Origin of the sequence: Anoxybacillus sp. ST70 (assembly GCF_019553625.1) — a bacterium.
GTDB classification, from domain to species: Bacteria; Bacillota; Bacilli; order Bacillales; family Anoxybacillaceae; genus Anoxybacillus; species Anoxybacillus gonensis.
On the sequence record NZ_JAHZOF010000001.1, the window covers coordinates 120,721 to 138,695 of the forward strand.

General features: G+C 41.5%; 19 protein-coding genes. All 19 read right to left on the reverse strand.

Going from position 1 to position 17,975, the window contains the following annotated elements; all coding sequences use genetic code 11:
* Positions 1-154 precede the first annotated feature (154 nt).
* The 19 genes from K1I43_RS00605 to sucD all read right to left on the reverse strand — a co-directional run bounded on the left by K1I43_RS00605 (position 155) and on the right by sucD (position 17,969).
* Complete coding sequence (locus K1I43_RS00605) at positions 155-622, reverse strand: FlgD family protein (RefSeq protein ID WP_019418419.1); 468 nt, start codon at positions 620-622, stop codon at positions 155-157.
* Between the two features lie 12 nt (positions 623-634).
* Complete coding sequence (locus K1I43_RS00610) at positions 635-1,825, reverse strand: flagellar hook-length control protein FliK (RefSeq protein WP_019418418.1); 1,191 nt, start codon at positions 1,823-1,825, stop codon at positions 635-637.
* A gap of 19 nt (positions 1,826-1,844) precedes the next feature.
* On the reverse strand, positions 1,845-2,447 hold the full coding sequence (locus K1I43_RS00615; RefSeq protein ID WP_019418417.1) for a MotE family protein: 603 nt from the start codon (positions 2,445-2,447) through the stop codon (positions 1,845-1,847).
* 6 nt (positions 2,448-2,453) lie between these two features.
* The gene (gene fliJ, locus K1I43_RS00620) at positions 2,454-2,897 is read right to left on the reverse strand and encodes a flagellar export protein FliJ (protein WP_019418416.1); all 444 of its coding nucleotides are present in this window, start codon (positions 2,895-2,897) and stop codon (positions 2,454-2,456) included.
* A gap of 7 nt (positions 2,898-2,904) precedes the next feature.
* On the reverse strand, positions 2,905-4,218 hold the full coding sequence (fliI, locus tag K1I43_RS00625) for a flagellar protein export ATPase FliI (RefSeq protein WP_019418415.1): 1,314 nt from the start codon (positions 4,216-4,218) through the stop codon (positions 2,905-2,907).
* Entirely contained in the window at positions 4,215-4,994 is a 780-nt protein-coding gene (gene fliH, locus K1I43_RS00630; protein WP_019418414.1) for a flagellar assembly protein FliH, read from the reverse strand. The genes fliI and fliH overlap by 4 nt, the downstream gene beginning before the upstream one ends.
* A complete protein-coding gene (fliG, locus tag K1I43_RS00635; protein ID WP_019418413.1) occupies positions 4,978-5,997 on the reverse strand; it encodes a flagellar motor switch protein FliG in 1,020 nt (339 codons plus the stop codon). Before fliG ends, fliH begins: the two co-directional genes overlap by 17 nt.
* 13 nt (positions 5,998-6,010) lie before the next feature.
* The gene (fliF, locus tag K1I43_RS00640; RefSeq protein WP_019418412.1) at positions 6,011-7,597 is read right to left on the reverse strand and encodes a flagellar basal-body MS-ring/collar protein FliF; all 1,587 of its coding nucleotides are present in this window, start codon (positions 7,595-7,597) and stop codon (positions 6,011-6,013) included.
* 28 nt (positions 7,598-7,625) lie between these two features.
* Complete coding sequence (gene fliE, locus K1I43_RS00645) at positions 7,626-7,913, reverse strand: flagellar hook-basal body complex protein FliE (RefSeq protein WP_019418411.1); 288 nt, start codon at positions 7,911-7,913, stop codon at positions 7,626-7,628.
* A gap of 11 nt (positions 7,914-7,924) precedes the next feature.
* Complete coding sequence (gene flgC, locus K1I43_RS00650) at positions 7,925-8,362, reverse strand: flagellar basal body rod protein FlgC (RefSeq protein ID WP_019418410.1); 438 nt, start codon at positions 8,360-8,362, stop codon at positions 7,925-7,927.
* 3 nt (positions 8,363-8,365) lie between these two features.
* Positions 8,366-8,746 (reverse strand): flagellar basal body rod protein FlgB, encoded by a 381-nt coding sequence (gene flgB / locus K1I43_RS00655; protein WP_019418409.1) that lies wholly within the window; start codon positions 8,744-8,746, stop codon positions 8,366-8,368.
* Positions 8,747-8,892: 146 nt separating this feature from the next.
* Entirely contained in the window at positions 8,893-9,672 is a 780-nt protein-coding gene (gene codY / locus K1I43_RS00660) for a GTP-sensing pleiotropic transcriptional regulator CodY (RefSeq protein WP_019418408.1), read from the reverse strand.
* Positions 9,673-9,684: 12 nt separating this feature from the next.
* A complete protein-coding gene (gene hslU, locus K1I43_RS00665) occupies positions 9,685-11,067 on the reverse strand; it encodes an ATP-dependent protease ATPase subunit HslU (RefSeq protein WP_009732879.1) in 1,383 nt (460 codons plus the stop codon).
* Between the two features lie 13 nt (positions 11,068-11,080).
* On the reverse strand, positions 11,081-11,623 hold the full coding sequence (gene hslV / locus K1I43_RS00670) for an ATP-dependent protease subunit HslV (RefSeq protein ID WP_009732878.1): 543 nt from the start codon (positions 11,621-11,623) through the stop codon (positions 11,081-11,083).
* A gap of 15 nt (positions 11,624-11,638) precedes the next feature.
* On the reverse strand, positions 11,639-12,541 hold the full coding sequence (gene xerC / locus K1I43_RS00675) for a tyrosine recombinase XerC (protein ID WP_019418406.1): 903 nt from the start codon (positions 12,539-12,541) through the stop codon (positions 11,639-11,641).
* A gap of 60 nt (positions 12,542-12,601) precedes the next feature.
* Positions 12,602-13,900 carry an FADH(2)-oxidizing methylenetetrahydrofolate--tRNA-(uracil(54)-C(5))-methyltransferase TrmFO gene (gene trmFO / locus K1I43_RS00680; RefSeq protein WP_019418405.1) on the reverse strand — a complete coding sequence of 433 codons (1,299 nt, stop codon included), beginning with the start codon at positions 13,898-13,900 and terminating at the stop codon, positions 12,602-12,604.
* A 45-nt stretch (positions 13,901-13,945) separates the two neighbouring features.
* Positions 13,946-16,015: a type I DNA topoisomerase gene (gene topA / locus K1I43_RS00685; protein WP_019418404.1), complete on the reverse strand. Its 2,070-nt coding sequence runs from the start codon at positions 16,013-16,015 to the stop codon at positions 13,946-13,948.
* 104 nt (positions 16,016-16,119) lie between these two features.
* Positions 16,120-17,007: a DNA-processing protein DprA gene (gene dprA, locus K1I43_RS00690; protein WP_019418403.1), complete on the reverse strand. Its 888-nt coding sequence runs from the start codon at positions 17,005-17,007 to the stop codon at positions 16,120-16,122.
* A 59-nt stretch (positions 17,008-17,066) separates the two neighbouring features.
* The gene (gene sucD / locus K1I43_RS00695) at positions 17,067-17,969 is read right to left on the reverse strand and encodes a succinate--CoA ligase subunit alpha (protein WP_019418402.1); all 903 of its coding nucleotides are present in this window, start codon (positions 17,967-17,969) and stop codon (positions 17,067-17,069) included.
* Positions 17,970-17,975 lie beyond the last annotated feature (6 nt).

A 17,975-nucleotide genomic window follows, 5' to 3' on the forward strand; every position in this document is an offset into this window, starting at 1 on the left:
CGTTCTTGTAAAGCTGTTGGGCATACTTGCTTATTTTTAACCAAAAAAGCACATGTCGGAACGATTGATACCTTGTTAAAGCTACTGCACGTTGTTTTTCAGCAAGATAAGCAGAGTGTGTAAAAAATTGAATGCGATTCATTTCCTTGCTTACTTATTGCGACACTTTTGTGACGCGAGAGGCTAAAACGGTTTCCCCTTGTTCAAGCTCTAACCATACTTCCGTTCCTTTTTGAACGACAGCTTTCACAATTCCGCTTTGTTCATCCCATGTGACTGTTTTGCCAATCCATTCGCTATACTGAGCAAGAGATGGAGTTACTTGTTGTTGAATCAACTTTTGTAACGAATCTAACGTGGTCACAAGTTTTTCTGACGTATCTGTTTGTGTTTCGATAAATTTGCTCATCATATTTGACATATTTATCATTTGTTCAAGCGATGAAAAATTCGCCATTTGCGAAATAAACTCACGATCTTCTATTGGATTTAATGGATCTTGATGTTGCAATTGAGCAATTAAAATTTTCAAAAAATCATCTTTTCCTAATGAGCTTCTCCCTGTTTCACGTTGCTCAACTTGTCGCTTTGACAAAAGTAAACTCGAATCAATCGCTGTCATTCATATCACCTCTTACCTTTCCGATTGAAACAACTCTGTTATCCACTCATCAAAAGATTGATCTGGTTGCCTTTTCTCTTCTTTTTGCTTCTCTTGCTGTTTTTGCTGTTGCTGCTGTTGCTGGAATGAATGATCGCGAAACTTTGTTTGTTCAAATACGTTAAACTGTTCAACGGTAATACGATCTGTAGCTATTACATGAGAAAGTTGATGGATATGGCGTTCCACTAGTTGCTTGGCCATCTCTGTCGACGTAATAATTTTAGCAACTAAACCATTTTTTTGTTGAATAAGTTTAATGGTCATAAAACCTAAATGTTCAGGATGCAAGCGAACAAGCAACTGTTGTGCTCCGTTTCTCAACTGCGTGAACTTACTCATGCGCACTACCCGATCTAGTTGAGCTGCAAATGCGGTTTCATTTGTCGTATCAATCGTTTGCATTTCAAACGGAACAACTTTTTCCGTAACTTGTTGAGCGACCTGGAATGTATGCTCAGGCATATAAACAATCATTTGTTCACTTTTTGACAAGGGCATAACATTTTTTTGAACTGTATGCCACGTTTGTTGCTCTGGCAACAACGTCCCGGCAAAAGTCATCTGTCGTTTCACATCAGGTACCGTTTTCTCGTTACTGGCGAGTGATAAAGAAGCGCGCTCATTTTCCATTAACTTTTGCAACATCTCTTTGATCGTACAACTTTGTCCGATGTTCACTTTAAATGTGGTACTAAACAATGTACGCACGCTCTCCATCACTTGCTCCGGGATCGACCATCCCTTTTGCTCCAACTGAAATAGCGCCATGAAAAGCATAAACTCATCCACTTCTTCATTTCGGCCTTCTTTTAGCGAAAAAATCTCTTCAAAAGCCTGAGAGGTCGAAAATTGTTCAACGATATATTCTTTCGCTTGTTCTGGCAAAAATGAAAGAAACGATTGAATAATTTCATGGGATAATATTTGCCTATCTGCGTACCCGTCGGAAATAGGAAGCTCACAAAGCCATTTTTGCAATTCTCCCCAATCAATTAACTCTGTGTTTTCTTGTTGCTCAAAATTATTTTGTGAAACGGGTTGTTTTAACTGTTGCAATGATGCAAGCACGCTGGCAAACACATTTTCAGCTCCCGTTGGAACTTCTCCTTGCTTGTCTTGTCCAACAAATGAAACTGTCGGAGAAACAGGCGTAATGTTCACATTTCCACCTCCTTTCAATTCAATTGTTTGCTTTTTTCGCAAGCAAGCTCGTATATTTTGCGGCATTTACCGCGTCCATTTTTTCTAAAATAGATGAAACTTTATCTGTTTTTAACTTTGACAATAAATTGACTGCTTCTTGATCCGACATTTGTGGAATAATTTCTGCTGCTTTTTTCGGAGACATCGTTTCATACATTTTTACAACATCAACGCGTGAACCGTTCGTTTGCTCTATCGACGACCTTGGATCTTGAACTTGTTCGTTTTCCGTTTGCAAACGAGCAATTTCTTGCTTCAATGCATCGATTTCTGATTCTTTTTCTTTAAGCACATCGTTCGCTTTTGTCAGCTGCTTCTCTTTTTCAACAATCGTTGCCTTTAGTTCAACGATTTGTTGTTGCAGCTTCTTTTTTTCGTTTGCTTCCGTTCCTTCAATCCATTGCGATACGAACGGCAATTGACTTGCATATTTTTTCCCTTGTTCAAATACGTTAATACCAGAGAATGTTAAAACGAGCAAAACAATTGAAAGTGTAAATAACAGTGGGATAAAACCGACAAAAAGAAACCATTGAAACTTACTTGTTTTTTTCATCTCTTCTTTTTCAAACTGTCCCATTGACGTTCACCTTGTCTCTCGATAGCAATATTGCTGTATTGAAATATCGTCCATCTGTTTTTGTTCTGCGATTCGCATTTGTGTCGCAACCATTTCGTCATATCTCTTTTTTATTTTTTCGTATTTTTTCACTTCTACATTTAATTCAACTAACTTCAGTTGTTTCAACTCCATTTGTTGACGGGCTTGCATAACAAGATGTTGATAATGGTCGATGACGCGTTGCAAATTGCTCATAAATTGTTGAAACGAACGAATATGTTGAATCGCTATCCCAGAGTGTAATTGTTGTTTATGTTGTTCCTCATAATCTTCTTTTTGCTTTAAGAAGTGGTATAGTTTTTCCGCCACCTCTTCAAAACGGTTACGTGCTTCTTCATATTCATGCAACGCCTTTTGTTTTTCATGTTCTTTTAAATTTAGAATTTTTGTTAATTTAAATGGTGTCATCGTTTATTCACCCTTGTTCAATAAGTTGAAACAACTGTTGAACGCTTTCGTTTATTGTGTATGATTCGTGCATATCTTGCTTTAAAAAAGAAATAATTTTTGGATAGTAACGAATCGCTTCATCAATTTCCCGCGATGACCCTCGTTTGTACGCACCGATTTGAATTAAGTCTTCAGATTGAACGTATGTTGCTAACAACTCGCGCAACTTTTCCGCTACTTTTCGATGTTCTGGCGTTACGATGTAGTTCATGACGCGACTGACGCTTTTTAATACGTTAATTGCCGGATATTGACCTTTGTTTGCTAGTTGTCGTTCTAATACGAAATGTCCATCCAAAATACCACGAACTGTATCTGCAATCGGCTCGTTCATATCATCGCCGTCAACGAGCACCGTATAAAAAGCAGTAATCGTTCCGTGTTCATTCGTTCCCGTCCGCTCAAGCAGTTTTGGTAAAATAGCAAAAACAGACGGCGTATATCCTTTCGTTGTCGGTGGTTCTCCGACGGCTAGTCCGACTTCACGCTGCGCCATTGCAACGCGTGTAACGGAATCCATCATAAACATCACGTTCAATCCTTGATCTCGAAAATATTCGGCAATAGCTGTCGCTGTATACGCCCCTTTAATGCGCATGAGCGCTGGTTGATCGGACGTGGCAACAATGACAATGGAACGTTTTAACCCTTCTGAACCGAGGTCACGTTCAATAAACTCTCGCACTTCACGTCCGCGTTCTCCAATAAGAGCAATAATGTTTAAATCAGCGTTTGTGTTGCGGGCAATCATTCCCATTAATGTACTTTTTCCAACGCCAGACCCAGCAAAAATACCGACACGTTGCCCCTTTCCAACCGTAAGCAAACTGTCGATCATTTTCACGCCGACTTCAATGGGCTCCGCGATCGGTGGACGCGTCATCGGACTTGGCGGTTGGCGATCGATCGGAACAGCCGTCAGCCCTTTCGGAAGCGGCTGATGATCGAGCGGAGCACCTAATGCGTCAATAACACGTCCTACAAGCGCTGAACCGACTTTGATTTCGAGCGGGGCACCCGTTGCTTCGACAATGCACCCTGGTGCGATGTCTTGAACGGCTGCATACGGCATTAAAAGCACGTACTCGTCACGAAAGCCTACAACTTCTGCCTGAATTTTTTTCTTTTTTTTATGACCAATATGAATGTAGCACACATCCCCAATGGAACTTTCTGGTCCTTTTGCTTCAATCATTAAGCCGATGACGCGCGTCACTTTACCAAATCGTTTATACGGGTCGAGCAGTTCGATTTCATTGATGAGTGCTTGCCAGTTCATTCACTTGCCCCCTCGATTCGTTCGAGCAATTGTAACTTCAATTGCTCAAGTTGCGTGTCAACGCTTGCATCAATGCGACCAAAAGGCGATTCAACAATGCAACTTGTTTCAGCCAATGTGTCATCCGGGTAAATAAATAAATGAACATCTTGACTAAATAAAGCTTTCAGCTCATCTTTTTGGCGAATGACAACATCGTAGTAAGTCGGGTGAACATACATTTTCACTTCTTCATGTTCACGAACTTCTTTCATGACTTGTTTGACAAGACCGAGAAAATGTTCTTTATTTTCAGCGAGACGTTCACCGATAATTCGTTCCGCCACTTTGCACGCGATAAGCAAAATCGTTTCATCGGCCGACTGCAACATGTGATAAAATTGTTCATTTGCTGATTGCACGATTTGTTTCGCTTCTTGGATCTTTTCCATGTATTGTTGAAATCCGTCTCGGCGCCCTTGTTCTAACCCGATCGTATATCCTTCTTGACGCGCTTCCTTCACCCACCGATTTCGTTCTTCTTCCCATTGTCTTCGTTCTTCCGCAATTTGTTGTTGAACAGATGCGTAATACATATCGGCTTCTTGACGAATGTTTGCCGCTTCCTGTTCTGCTTGTTCAATGATCGTTTGTACGTGTGCTGTCATCGCTTCGTCATGTTGCTCATATTCCTCTTGTTGCACGTCTGGCAACACTTTTCTCACTTGAATGACTGCTCGTTGTTCTGTACACGTTCTAGCAAACGGGGCTTTAATCAATTTAGACAATAATATCATCCCCTCCACCTCGAGCAATAACGATTTCTCCAGCTTCTTCGAGACGACGAATAACAGCAACGATACGTGATTGTGCCTCCTCCACATCGCGAAGGCGAACTGGTCCCATAAATTCCATCTCTTCTTTAAACGTTTCAGCCATACGATTTGACATATTTCGGAAAATAACCTCTTTCACTTCATCACTAGATACCTTTAATGCGAGTAACAAGTCAGCGTTATCTGCTTCTCGAATAACACGCTGAATAGCACGATTATCAAGTGTAACAATATCTTCAAAGACAAACATGCGCTTTTTAATTTCTTCTGCTAATTCTGGGTCTTGAATTTCAAGCGCATCTAAAATCGTGCGCTCAGTTGCCCGATCAACACCATTTAACACTTCAACAACCGCTTCGATGCCACCAGCTTGCGTATAATCTTGGACTACTGTCGCCGACAGTTTTCTTTCTAGTATTTGCTCTACCTCGTTAATAATCTCTGGTGAAGTTCCATCCATAAGAGCAATTCTTCTTGCTACATCAGCCTGCATTTCTTGTGACAACGATGATAAAATCTGCCCTGCTTGCGCTGGATCCAAATACGATAACACGAGAGCGATTGTTTGAGGATGCTCATTTTGTAAAAAGTTTAAAATTTGAGTCGGATCCGCTTTGCGAGCAAAATCGAAAGGACGTACTTGCAACGCAGACGTTAGACGGTTAATTATATTCATCGCTTGATCTGGACCAAGTGCTTTTTCAAGAACTTGTTTGGCGTAAGCGATACCGCCTTGCGAAATATAGTCTTGTGCTAAAGCGATCTGGTGAAATTCTTCTAAAATGAATTCCTTTTTCTCGGCATCAACTTGGCGAACATTCGAAATTTCAAGTGTCAACTGCTCAATTTCTTCTTCAGACAAATGTTTATAAACAGATGCAGAAACATCTGGGCCAAGCGAAATGAGGAGAATGGCCGCTTTTTGTTTCCCTGTTAATTCACTTTTTTGATCGCGCTTTGCCATCCAATCCCCCCCTTTACTCTTCCATTAACCATGTTCTTAGCAATTTAGCGAACTCTTCTGGTTTTTCTTTTGCTAATTTTTCTAGTTGTTTACGGCGCAACGTTGCTTCTGTCTCCACTTCCTCATTTACATCTGGAATTTGTATGGCCACTTGTTCTTCTTGTAATAATAAATCGTCCATTTCCTCTCTTTTTCTTCTACGCAACCATAAAAAGATGATCAAAACAAGCAACAACACGATGACTCCGCCACCAACAATATATGCCCATGTCGGAATGATTGATGTTTGTTCGTCAAACTTCACTTTCCCATTAAATGGTTGAACCGAAACAACGACGCGGTTCTGTAAATCCGCTTCTGTCCATTGCTGAGCCATATCTTTATCGACTGATGTCCGCACAATCGTACCTAAAATTTTCGTTATATCATCTACCGTCTGGGCAGGAAGTGAATTCGGATCGTTTGGTTTTGGTGGCTCAACCATCACTTGAATGCCTAAATCTTTTATTTTATAAGGACTTGCTACAATTTCTCTTTTTATTCTATTAACCTCGTTATTAATTGTTTCTTCAATGCGCTCATAATCCCCGTTTGTCTCGCCATTTGCTCCTTCATATCCTGGTACGGCGTTTTCTCCCGTTCCTACTGTACCACCTGCTTGAGCTCCTTTGCCGGAAAACGTTTCAGTAATGCGCTGGACGCTTACTGCGATGCCTTCCATATTTTCTTTATCGACTGGCTCAACAAGCTCTTCTTGACGGTTTTCTTGCGTAAAATCCACGTCTGCTGTAACGGAAACGACAACTTTATCTTGTCCAATCATCGTTCCTAACATTTGTTGGACGCGGCGTTGAATGTCGCGCTCAATTTGTTGTTTCACTTCATATTGTTCAGCAAATGTTTTGCCTGACGAAAAATTTTCTTCATTTTTTAAATCAAAGTACTCAAAATATTGATTCATAATAACGATATTTTCAGTAGGAAGGTTCGGCACACTTTTGGAAACAAGGTGATATAGCGATTTAATTTGCTGTTCATTAAATTTATATCCCGCCTTGGTTTTCAACACAATGGACGCAGATGCCTCTTCCTGTTGGTCACCAACAAAGATGGTCGGCTGGGGTAGATTAATCATGACCTTTGCATCTTCTACCCCGTCGATACTTTTTATTAAATTAGCGAGTTCCGTTTGCATCGCCTCAATTTTCAACACGTTAAATTCATTATCCGTCATCCCGAAACCAGAGTTTTTTCCGAAAAATGAATAATCAATACTTCCGCTATCAGGAATGCCTTCTGCGGCTAATTCAACTTTTAATGTGTTAACAAGCTGTTCAGGCACTAAAATCGTCGTACCGTTATCGGTAATTTGTGACTTAATTCCCCGCTGATCAAGCGTCGCTTTAATTTGCCCTGCTTCTTGCGGGGATAAATTGCTATAGAGAGGAACAAAGTTCGTTCGCGTCGCAAAAAAAGCAGTGAGCGCAACAGCGACGATCAACGCCCCAATTAGTCCTATTGTCACAGCTTTTTGCTGTTTTGTTCTTTCGCTCCAAAACAATTTAAATCGTTCTATCACTTGCTTTAATCGTTCGTTCATACGCTTCCTCCGCTATCTCTTGAGGTCATTATACTTGCATTCTCATTACTTCTTGATACGCTTCAATCACTTTGTTACGCACTTCAAGAGCTAATTGAAGCGAAATACTCGCTTTTTGAGAGGCAATCATGACCGTATGTAAGTCAATATTTTCTCCTTTCACTAACTTAGTCGTTAGCTGATCTGATTCAATTTGCTGTCTATTTACTTCATTTATCGCCTCTTTTAAAAATTGTGAAAACGCCTGTTGTGCTTTCGCAGGCTCTATCGAGTGCGGCTGCGCGGCTGGCAATGCGCGTTGAATGCGATCAATCATCATTTTTCCTCCTATTTTCCGATTTCTAACGCCTTCATTAACATCCCTTTCGTGGCATTTAATACCGTCACGTTCGCCTCATATGAACGCGTGGCGCTCATTAAATCAACCATTTCTTTCAACGGATCGACGTTTGGTAACTGCACATATCCGTTTTCATCCGCATCGGGATGAGATGGATCATACACAAGTTTGAAAGGAGTCTGATCTTCGATAATTTTCGTCACTTTCACCCCGCCTGTTGATCGCTCGTTCATCGCTTGATTCAAAAAAGAAGAAAACGATTCGTTTGGTTGCATAACAACCATCTTTCGACGATACGGTTGCCACTTTCCATCGACCATTTTGGCACGTGTCGTATCGACGTTCGCCATATTTGCTGAAATGACATCCATGCGCAATCGTTGAGCAGTCAACGCAGAGGCAGACACATTAAAACTTTGAAACATGTATTATTCCCCCCCCTTAATGACTGTTCTTAAGGAGTTAAACTTTCCATTTAATCTTTCAACTAAAGCGTTATAATACATTTGATTTTTTGCTAAATCTGACATTTCTTTATCTAGATCGACATTATTCTTATTATGATTGTAAACAAGATCATTTTTAGTTGTCACGAAAAATTTGTTTGTGCGCCCTTTAAACTCAAAGTGACGAGGATCGGTACGATACGCTTGTAACGCTTGCTGAAATTCATTACGAAACTGAACATCTTTCGCTTGAAAGTTTGGTGTATCAACATTTGCAATATTGTTTGCGATCACTCTTTGCTTTAATGATGAATAATTCAATCCTTGTTCTAATATTTGGAACGTATTCGAAAACAATTCCACAGCATATTCCTCCTTATTCAGACACCGTTCGACAAAGCCATCTTTATTGTAAAAAATTATTTGTCGAATGTATATAGGGAAGAATGGACTATTTTTCACATACTTTAACAAAAAAGGCATCTTTGCGAGAAAGATGCCTGCTTTTTTTAATGATGTTTTAATTTTTCGAGTTCCGTTAAAAATTTATCGTTTAATACTTTAATGTACGTTCCTTTCATTCCGAGCGAGCGAGATTCAATGACTCCGGCACTTTCTAGTTTACGAAGTGCGTTAACAATGACTGAACGCGTAATGCCGACACGATCAGCAATTTTACTTGCAACGAGCAAGCCTTCTGTCCCATCTAATTCTTCGAAAATATGCTCGATTGCTTCTAATTCACTATATGAAAGAGAGCTGATCGCCATTTGCACGACTGCCTTGCTGCGCGCTTCTTCTTCAATTTCCTCTGCTTTTTCACGCAAAATTTCCATTCCAACAACTGTCGCTCCATATTCAGCTAAAATTAAATCATCATCGTGAAACTCTTTATCTAATCGAGATAAAATGAGCGTTCCAAGGCGTTCCCCGCCACCGATAATCGGCACGATCGTCGTTAAGCCATTTTTAAACAAGTCTTTATTTTCAATCGGAAATGCCGTATACTCACTATTAATATCGAGATTTGGCGATGTTTCTGTAATATTAAATAAGCTTTTCGTATACTCTTCTGGAAATTGACGATCCGCTAACATTTTTTTCATTCGTTCATTTTCAATCGTTTGTTTAATAGCAAAGCCGAGCAACTTTCCGCGACGGCTCACAACGAAAATGTTTGCTTCAATGACTTCACAAAGCGTTTCTGCCATCTCTTTAAAGTTCACAGGCTTTCCAGCCGCATTTTGCAGCATCGCATTAATTTTTCTCGTTTTTTCAAGTAAGTTCATATCGCATCCTCCTTATAAAATAAACTGACTTAAATCTTTATTTCTTACAATGTTCCCTAGTTTTTGTTCCACGTATTGTGGAGTAATAACGACCTTTTCAAGATGTACGTCTGGCGCTTCATACAATAAGTCTTCTAACAATTTTTCCATAATTGTATGAAGGCGACGTGCACCAATGTTATCCGTTTGTTGATTCACTTCAAAAGCGACTTCTGCGATTTTACGAATAGCATCGTCAGAAAATTCAAGTTGTATACCTTCTGTAGCAAGTAAAGCGATATACTGCTTTAAAAGCGCATTGTTCGGTTCAACTAATATTTTCACGAAATCATCTACGGTAAGTTTCGTCAATTCAACGCGAATCGGAAAACGCCCTTGCAATTCTGGAATTAAGTCGGACGGTTTCGCCATATGAAACGCCCCAGCTGCAATAAATAAAATATAGTCCGTTTTGACCGGTCCGTATTTCGTCATGACGGTTGAACCTTCAACGATCGGTAAAATGTCGCGTTGCACACCTTCACGCGAAACGTCAGCTGATGAACCAACCTGCCCTTTCCGAGCAATTTTATCGATTTCGTCAATAAAAATGATGCCTGATTGTTCTGCTAGACGAATCGCTTCTTGCGTTACTTCGTCCATATCGATCAATTTTTGCGCTTCTTCGTTCGCAAGCACGTGGCGCGCTTCTTTTACTTTTAATTTTCGTTTTTTTCGCTTTTTCGGCATAAAGCTACTTAACATATCTTGCATATTTACGCCCATTTGCTCCATGCCAGCGCCTTGGAATAAGTCAAACATCATCGGTTGTTGCTCTTCGATCTCAACCGTCACTACTTCGTTTTCTAACTGCCCATTGGCCAATTGCCAAGCGACTTGTCTTCGTCTTTCGGCGAGTTGTTGATCTTCGCTGCCGTTTGTCGTTTGTTGTTCCACTGCCCCACCAAACAAAAGTTCAAACGGATTTTTCATTGGCTGTTTTGTTTTCCCAGGTACAAGCAGTTCAACAAGCCGTTTGTTCGCTAATTGCTCTGCTTGTTCTTTTACTTCGTTCATTTTTTTCTCTTTCACGATGCGCACAGACGTTTCAACGAGATCGCGCACCATCGATTCTACGTCGCGACCGACATAACCGACTTCCGTAAATTTCGTTGCCTCTACTTTTACGAACGGAGCGCCAACAAGTTTCGCTAATCGACGTGCAATTTCTGTTTTTCCAACACCCGTCGGTCCAATCATTAAAATGTTTTTCGGCACGACTTCATCGCGCAACTTTTCATCTAATAAACTGCGGCGATAACGATTTCTTAATGCGATCGCTACCGCTTTTTTTGCTTCATGCTGACCGACGATAAACTGATCAAGCTTTTCAACAATTTGTTTTGGCGTTAACATGCCGCTCCCTCCTCTACAGCTCTTCAACGATAATGCTATCGTTTGTGTACACGCAAATATCGCTCGCTACTTTTAATGCCGCTTCCGCAATTTGCTTCGCTGTTAAATGTTCACCTGCATACGTCTTCAATGCCCGACCAGCTGCTAACGCATAGTTACCACCGGAGCCAATCGCTAAAATGTTATCGTCTGGTTCAATGACTTCGCCTGTTCCAGAAATGAGCAACATATGTGTGGCATCCATGACGATTAACATCGCTTCTAATCGGCGCAACACTTTGTCGCTCCGCCACTCTTTCGCTAGCTCAACCGCTGCCCGTTGTAAATTTCCGTTGTATTCTTCTAACTTTCCTTCAAACATTTCAAACAGCGTAAACGCATCAGCTACCGCGCCTGCAAAACCAGCTAACACTTTGCCATGAAAAAGTTTACGAATTTTCCGCGCTGTATGTTTCATTACTACGGCATTGCCGAACGTTACTTGACCATCGCCCGCCATCGCTCCTTTTCCTTGATGGCGAATCGCAAAAATCGTCGTCGCATGAAATTGACTCATAACCCATCCTCCTTTTTATGCACGCGGGTGAGAATGTAAATAAACGTGGCGCAAATGATCTTTCGTTACATGTGTATACACTTGTGTTGACGAAAGATGCGCATGACCTAACAATTCTTGCACAGAACGTAAATCAGCACCTTCATTTAATAAATGCGTCGCAAACGTATGGCGAAACACATGGGGACTAACTTTCAAAGAAAGGGCAGCTTGTTCAACGATGTCGTTTAAAATGTGACGTACCCCTCTTGGCGTTAATGCTCCACCACGCGCATTTAAAAAAAGCACATCCGTTGGCGCTTTTGCTTTACTTACCAGTTGCTGACGTCCGTCTTGTATATATCGTTCAAGCGCTTCTTTTGCATACGTACCAAACGGGACATATCGCTGTTTATTTCCTTTTCCGTAAATTAAAATGGTACATACAGAGAAATCAATGTGCGATAAGCGAATGTTACAACATTCACTTACACGAACACCTGTTGCGTATAATAGTTCAATGATCGCTTGGTTTCGTTGACCGATCGCTGTATTCAAATCATTGACAACAAACAACTGTTCTAATTCATCTGGATACAAAAAATGTGGAATTTTCTGTTCTTTTTTCGGCAACGATGCAAGCGCAAACGGATTTTCAGAAACGATTTTCTCCCGCATTAAAAATTTATAAAAGCTGCGCAAGCTCGACATTTTCCGGGCAATCGAACGGCTTGATTGCTGACGTTTATGAAGCTCTGTTAAAAACAAGCGAACGTCGCTGTAAGACACTTCTTGCAACTGTTTAACTTGTTCGCGCTCCATAAATTCAAAAAATTCGCCAATATCATGCTTATAACACGCAATTGTATATTCTGAATAATTTTTTTCTATTTGTAAATATTCAATGAACAAATTTAACGTAAAATTCACATTTTCCATTCGATCACCTCACAAGAGCTACTAAATAGTAGCACAATTTAGTAGCTCTTGCAACGAATTTCACCATTTTTTTAAAAAATTCCGAATCGTTTCTAATGCCCGTTGTGCATATCGTTCATTCTTTTTCTTTTTATCTTTCATTGGCTCGTCGAGCGGTGCGAATAAACCGAAATTCGCATTCATCGGTTGAAAATGTTTCGGATTCGCCGATGTAATATAATGCGCCATGCTTCCAATGGCCGTTTCTTGTGGAAATACGACAAGTTCTTTTCCAAGCACATAGTGCGCAGCATTGATCCCCGCCACAAGTCCTGATGCCGCTGACTCGACATATCCTTCGACCCCGGTCATTTGTCCTGCAAAAAATAAATCTTCTCTTTCTTTATATTGATATGTCGGTTTTAATAACTTCGGCGAATTAATAAACGTATTACGGTGCATGACACCATATCGTACAATTTCTGCTTGCTCAAGCCCTGGAATGAGGCGAATGACTTCTTTTTGCGCCCCCCATTTTAAATGCGTTTGAAAACCGACAATATTGTACAACGTTCCTGCAGCATCATCTTGACGAAGCTGGACGACAGCAAAAGGACGTTTGCCTGTACGCGGATCTTCTAAGCCGACAGGTTTCATTGGTCCAAACAACAACGTCTTTTTTCCGCGTCGCGCCATCACTTCAATTGGCATACATCCTTCAAAATAAATTTCTTTTTCAAACTCTTTTAAAGGTACTGTTTCAGCAGAAATGAGCGCATCATAAAATCGGTCGAACTCCTCTTCTGTCATCGGACAATTAATGTATGCTGCTTCCCCTTTGTCGTAGCGGGACTTTATATACACTTTTTCCATATCAATGCTTTCTTTCTCAACAATCGGTGCAGCCGCATCGTAAAAATATAAATATTCTTCCCCTGTCAACGCCTTAAGCTGTTCCGAAAGCGGCTGCGATGTTAACGGACCTGTCGCAATAATCGTTGGGCCTGTTAGAATGGTTGTTACTTCTTCGCGCACAACCGTCACATTCGGATGATTCGCTACCATGTCTGTGACTTTCGCCGCAAATTCGTGACGGTCGACAGCTAAAGCTCCACCAGCGGGCACGGAACAAGAGTCCGCTGCTTTCATAATGACGGAATCTAACCGACGCATTTCTTCTTTTAATACACCGACTGCATTCGTTAACGTATTTGCGCGAAGAGAATTGCTGCATACAAGTTCTGCAAACTTGTCTGTATGATGCGCAGGGGTTTGTTTCACCGGGCGCATTTCATATAATTTGACGCGAATGCCGCGCTTCGCGAGTTGCCATGCCGCCTCACTTCCTGCTAATCCTGCTCCAATGACTGTTACTTCCATCTATATTCCCTCCTCGATAAAATGGGTGAGGGTATTCGCCTCACCTTACTGTTGTTCGTTATATTCACATTGTGTACATTGAATGTGCACGCTCTTTTTCCCTTTTTTCTCAACGAGCATGCCACCGCATTTTGGACACGGTCGATTGATCGGTTTATCCCATGAAACGAAGTCGCATGTTGGGAAACGATCGCAACCATAAAACATGCGCTTCTTTTTGCTTTTTCGTTCGACGATATTTCCTTCATGACAGCGCGGACATGTCACACCGATATGTTTGACGATCGCTTTTGTATTGCGACATTGCGGGAAATTTGAACAAGCGATAAACTTTCCGAAGCGCCCCATTTTGTACACCATTGGGCTTCCGCATACATCGCAATCGACATCCGCTGATTCATCTTCTATTTCGACTTTTTCCATTTCAACTTCAGCCACTTTTAACCGCTTTTCAAACTCGCGATAAAATTCGTCAATGATGCGTACCCATTCTACTTTCCCTTCTTCAATGTCATCTAAGTTTTTTTCCATTTTTGCTGTAAACTCGACATCTAAAATTTCCGGGAAAAATTGCATCATTAAATCAAGGACAATTTCCCCAAGCTCTGTTGGAACGAATCGTTTGTTCTCAAGCGTCACATAATTGCGTTTTTGAATCGTATCGAGCGTCGGAGCGTATGTCGATGGACGACCGATGCCGAGCTCTTCTAACGTCTTGACAAGGCGCGCTTCCGTATAACGTGGTGGCGGCTGTGTAAAATGTTGCTTTCCTTCAATATCTTTACTAAATACGCGCTCCCCTTCAACAAAATCTGGCAGTAATCGTTGTTGTTCATCTTTCGGATCGTCTGTTCCTTCCACATATACTTTCATAAAGCCTGGAAATTTGACTGTCGAGCCAGTCGCACGAAAGACGACCGAACCGTTTGAAAGCTCGACCGCGACCGTATCGAGCACAGCTGGGGCCATTTGGCTAGCGATAAAGCGCTCCCAAATCAGTTTGTATAGCTGATATTGATCGCGTGTCACATGCGGTTTAATGGCGCTCGGATGACGCCAGACGGATGTTGGGCGAATCGCTTCGTGCGCATCTTGCGCGTTCGCGTTTTGTTTTTCTTTTCTTTTTTCTGTTGCTACATATGATGTACCGAACGTCTGTTCAATATACTGAATCGCCTCTTGTTGAGCGCTTTCTGATACACGCGTGGAGTCTGTACGCATATATGTAATTAAACCGACAGTTCCTTCGCTTCCAAGATCAATTCCTTCGTATAGCTGTTGTGCGACCATCATCGTCTTTTTCGTGCGAAAATTCAACTTCCGTGCAGCTTCTTGTTGTAATGACGATGTAATGAACGGGGCGACCGGATTGCGCTTTCGCTCTTTTTTCGTTACCGCTGTGACGACAAATTCATTCCCTTGTATATGGCTTAACACATGTTGTACATCTTGTTCTGCTTTTAAATCGATCGTTTTGTTGTCTAGCCGATAAAATTGCGCTTCAAATGTGTCATTGCCTTTGACAAACGTCCCTTGAATCGTCCAATATTCTTCTGGTTGAAACGATTGAATTTCTTTTTCACGATCAATAATTAAGCGAAGCGCAACAGATTGCACACGCCCTGCGCTTAACCCTTTTTTTACTTTTTTCCAAAGCAACGGGCTAATGTTGTAGCCGACAAGGCGATCGAGCACGCGCCGCGCTTGTTGTGCATGAACTAAATGCATATTAATGGCGCGCGGTTGTTCAAACGACTGTTTAATCGCATCTTTTGTAATTTCGTTAAATACAACGCGACATGGGGAGTCGGTATTTAAATCAAGCAAATGTGCTAAATGCCAAGCGATCGCTTCCCCTTCGCGATCCGGGTCGGCTGCAAGAAATACTTTTTTTGCTTTTTTCGCTGCTGTTTTCAACTCTTTGATGACCGAACCTTTGCCACGAATCGTAATATACTTCGGTTCATAATCGTTTTGTATATCAACGCCCATTTGACTTTTTGGCAAATCGCGCACATGCCCCATCGATGCTTTTACTTTATACTTTTTTCCTAAGTATCTTTCAATCGTTTTCGCCTTTGCTGGCGACTCTACAATGACTAAGTAGTCTGACATCATTTTGTCCTCCCTTAAGAGGTAATTCGTAAAATAAAATCTTCATTATTATTAATGATGATTCGTTCATTTGTCAAACATCATTTTTCGATTTTTTCTTTCGCTCATGTAAAAAGATGTCGAAATTCCTCTTCGATATCGTCGCTTGATAAGATTAATTTCGCTCCTTGTTGGATTAAGCGATTCGTTCCGTGCGCTTCTTTTGTCGTGATGTCACCTGGGATTGCAAACACTTCCCTTCCTTGTTGTAGCGCAAAATGAGCAGTAATTAGTGAGCCGCTTCGCTCTTTCGCCTGCACGACAACCGTGCCAACAGACAAACCGCTAATGATCCGGTTGCGCATTGGAAAATGCCATGTTTGTGGGCGAACAAACGGCGGGTACTCAGAAATAACGAGTTGGGTTGTCGCTAATTGTCGAAATAATGATTCATTTTCAGGAGGATATATATAACGCAATCCCCCTGCCATGACCGCAATTGTTTCACCGTTATGGCGTAAACATAAACGATGCGCTTCGGCATCGACACCTTTCGCTAATCCGCTCACAATGACCCACCCGCGTTCAATGAGCGGCGGAAAAACGATGTGCATCGCTGCAATTCCTTGACGGGTTGGTGTTCGTGTCCCGACGACGCTTATTAATTTTTTTCGCTTCAATAATTGCACGTTTCCTTTCGCATATAGTACCCATGGCGGATCGTATATATGTTTAAGCCACCCTGGGTATTCGTCGTCCTTCATTGTTACAATATGAATGTTTTGCTCCTCATATGTTTTTATCATACGTTTCAATTTGTGACAATGCAAATCATGGAAAAAAGCAGCGAAATGTTTTTCGGGGATTGTCAGTAATCGTTGAAGTTGCTGAGAAGAAAGATGAAAAATAGAGGCAAGGGATGGATCAACATCAAGTAAGCGCGCGATGCTTTTCCATCCGATCCCACGACAATGATGCAAATGAATAAGCCTTTCGCGATCTGTATCGTACATCATATCCCTCCTTTGTATAAAAATCGTCCTAAGGTCTGCTCCTTAGGACGATTGAACGATTAATGTGTTTTACACTTTTCGTATAAACCGCGTTCTTTTAATACAGAGATGAGCGTTTCGCCGATCACAGATGGCGTTTCAGCCACTTTAATGCCGCATGCTGTCATCGTTTGAATTTTTTCTGCGGCTGTTCCTTTGCCCCCAGAAATGATCGCACCAGCATGTCCCATGCGCTTTCCTGGAGGAGCTGTTTGTCCACCAATAAAGCCGACAACCGGCTTTGTCATGTTCGCTTTCACCCATTCTGCCGCTTCTTCTTCTGCTGTTCCACCAATTTCACCGATCATAATGACCGCATATGTGTCTTCATCTTCGTTAAACGCCTTTAATACGTCGATAAAGTTTGTCCCGTTCACTGGGTCACCACCAATGCCAATGGCCGTCGATTGACCGATGCCTGCTTGTGTTAATTGGTGAACCGCTTCGTACGTTAACGTACCAGAGCGCGAAACGATACCGACGTGACCTTTTTTATGAATGTAACCTGGCATAATGCCGATTTTACATTCTTCTGGCGTGATGACGCCAGGGCAGTTCGGACCGATGAGGCGCGTTTTCTTGCCTTCCATATAGCGCTTGACTTTCACCATATCCAATACAGGAATGCCTTCTGTAATACAAACAACTAAGTCGATTTCTGCATCAACAGCTTCCATAATTGCATCCGCAGCAAATGCCGGCGGAACATAGATGACAGAAGCGTTCGCTCCTGTTTTTTCAACCGCTTCAGACACCGTATCAAATACAGGCACACCTTCCACTTCTGTTCCACCTTTTCCTGGTGTGACACCACCAACGATGTTTGTGCCGTATTCGATCATTTGTTTTGTATGGAACAATCCTTGTGAACCTGTAATTCCTTGCACGATTACTTTCGTATCTTTATTAACAAAAACGCTCACGTTTCT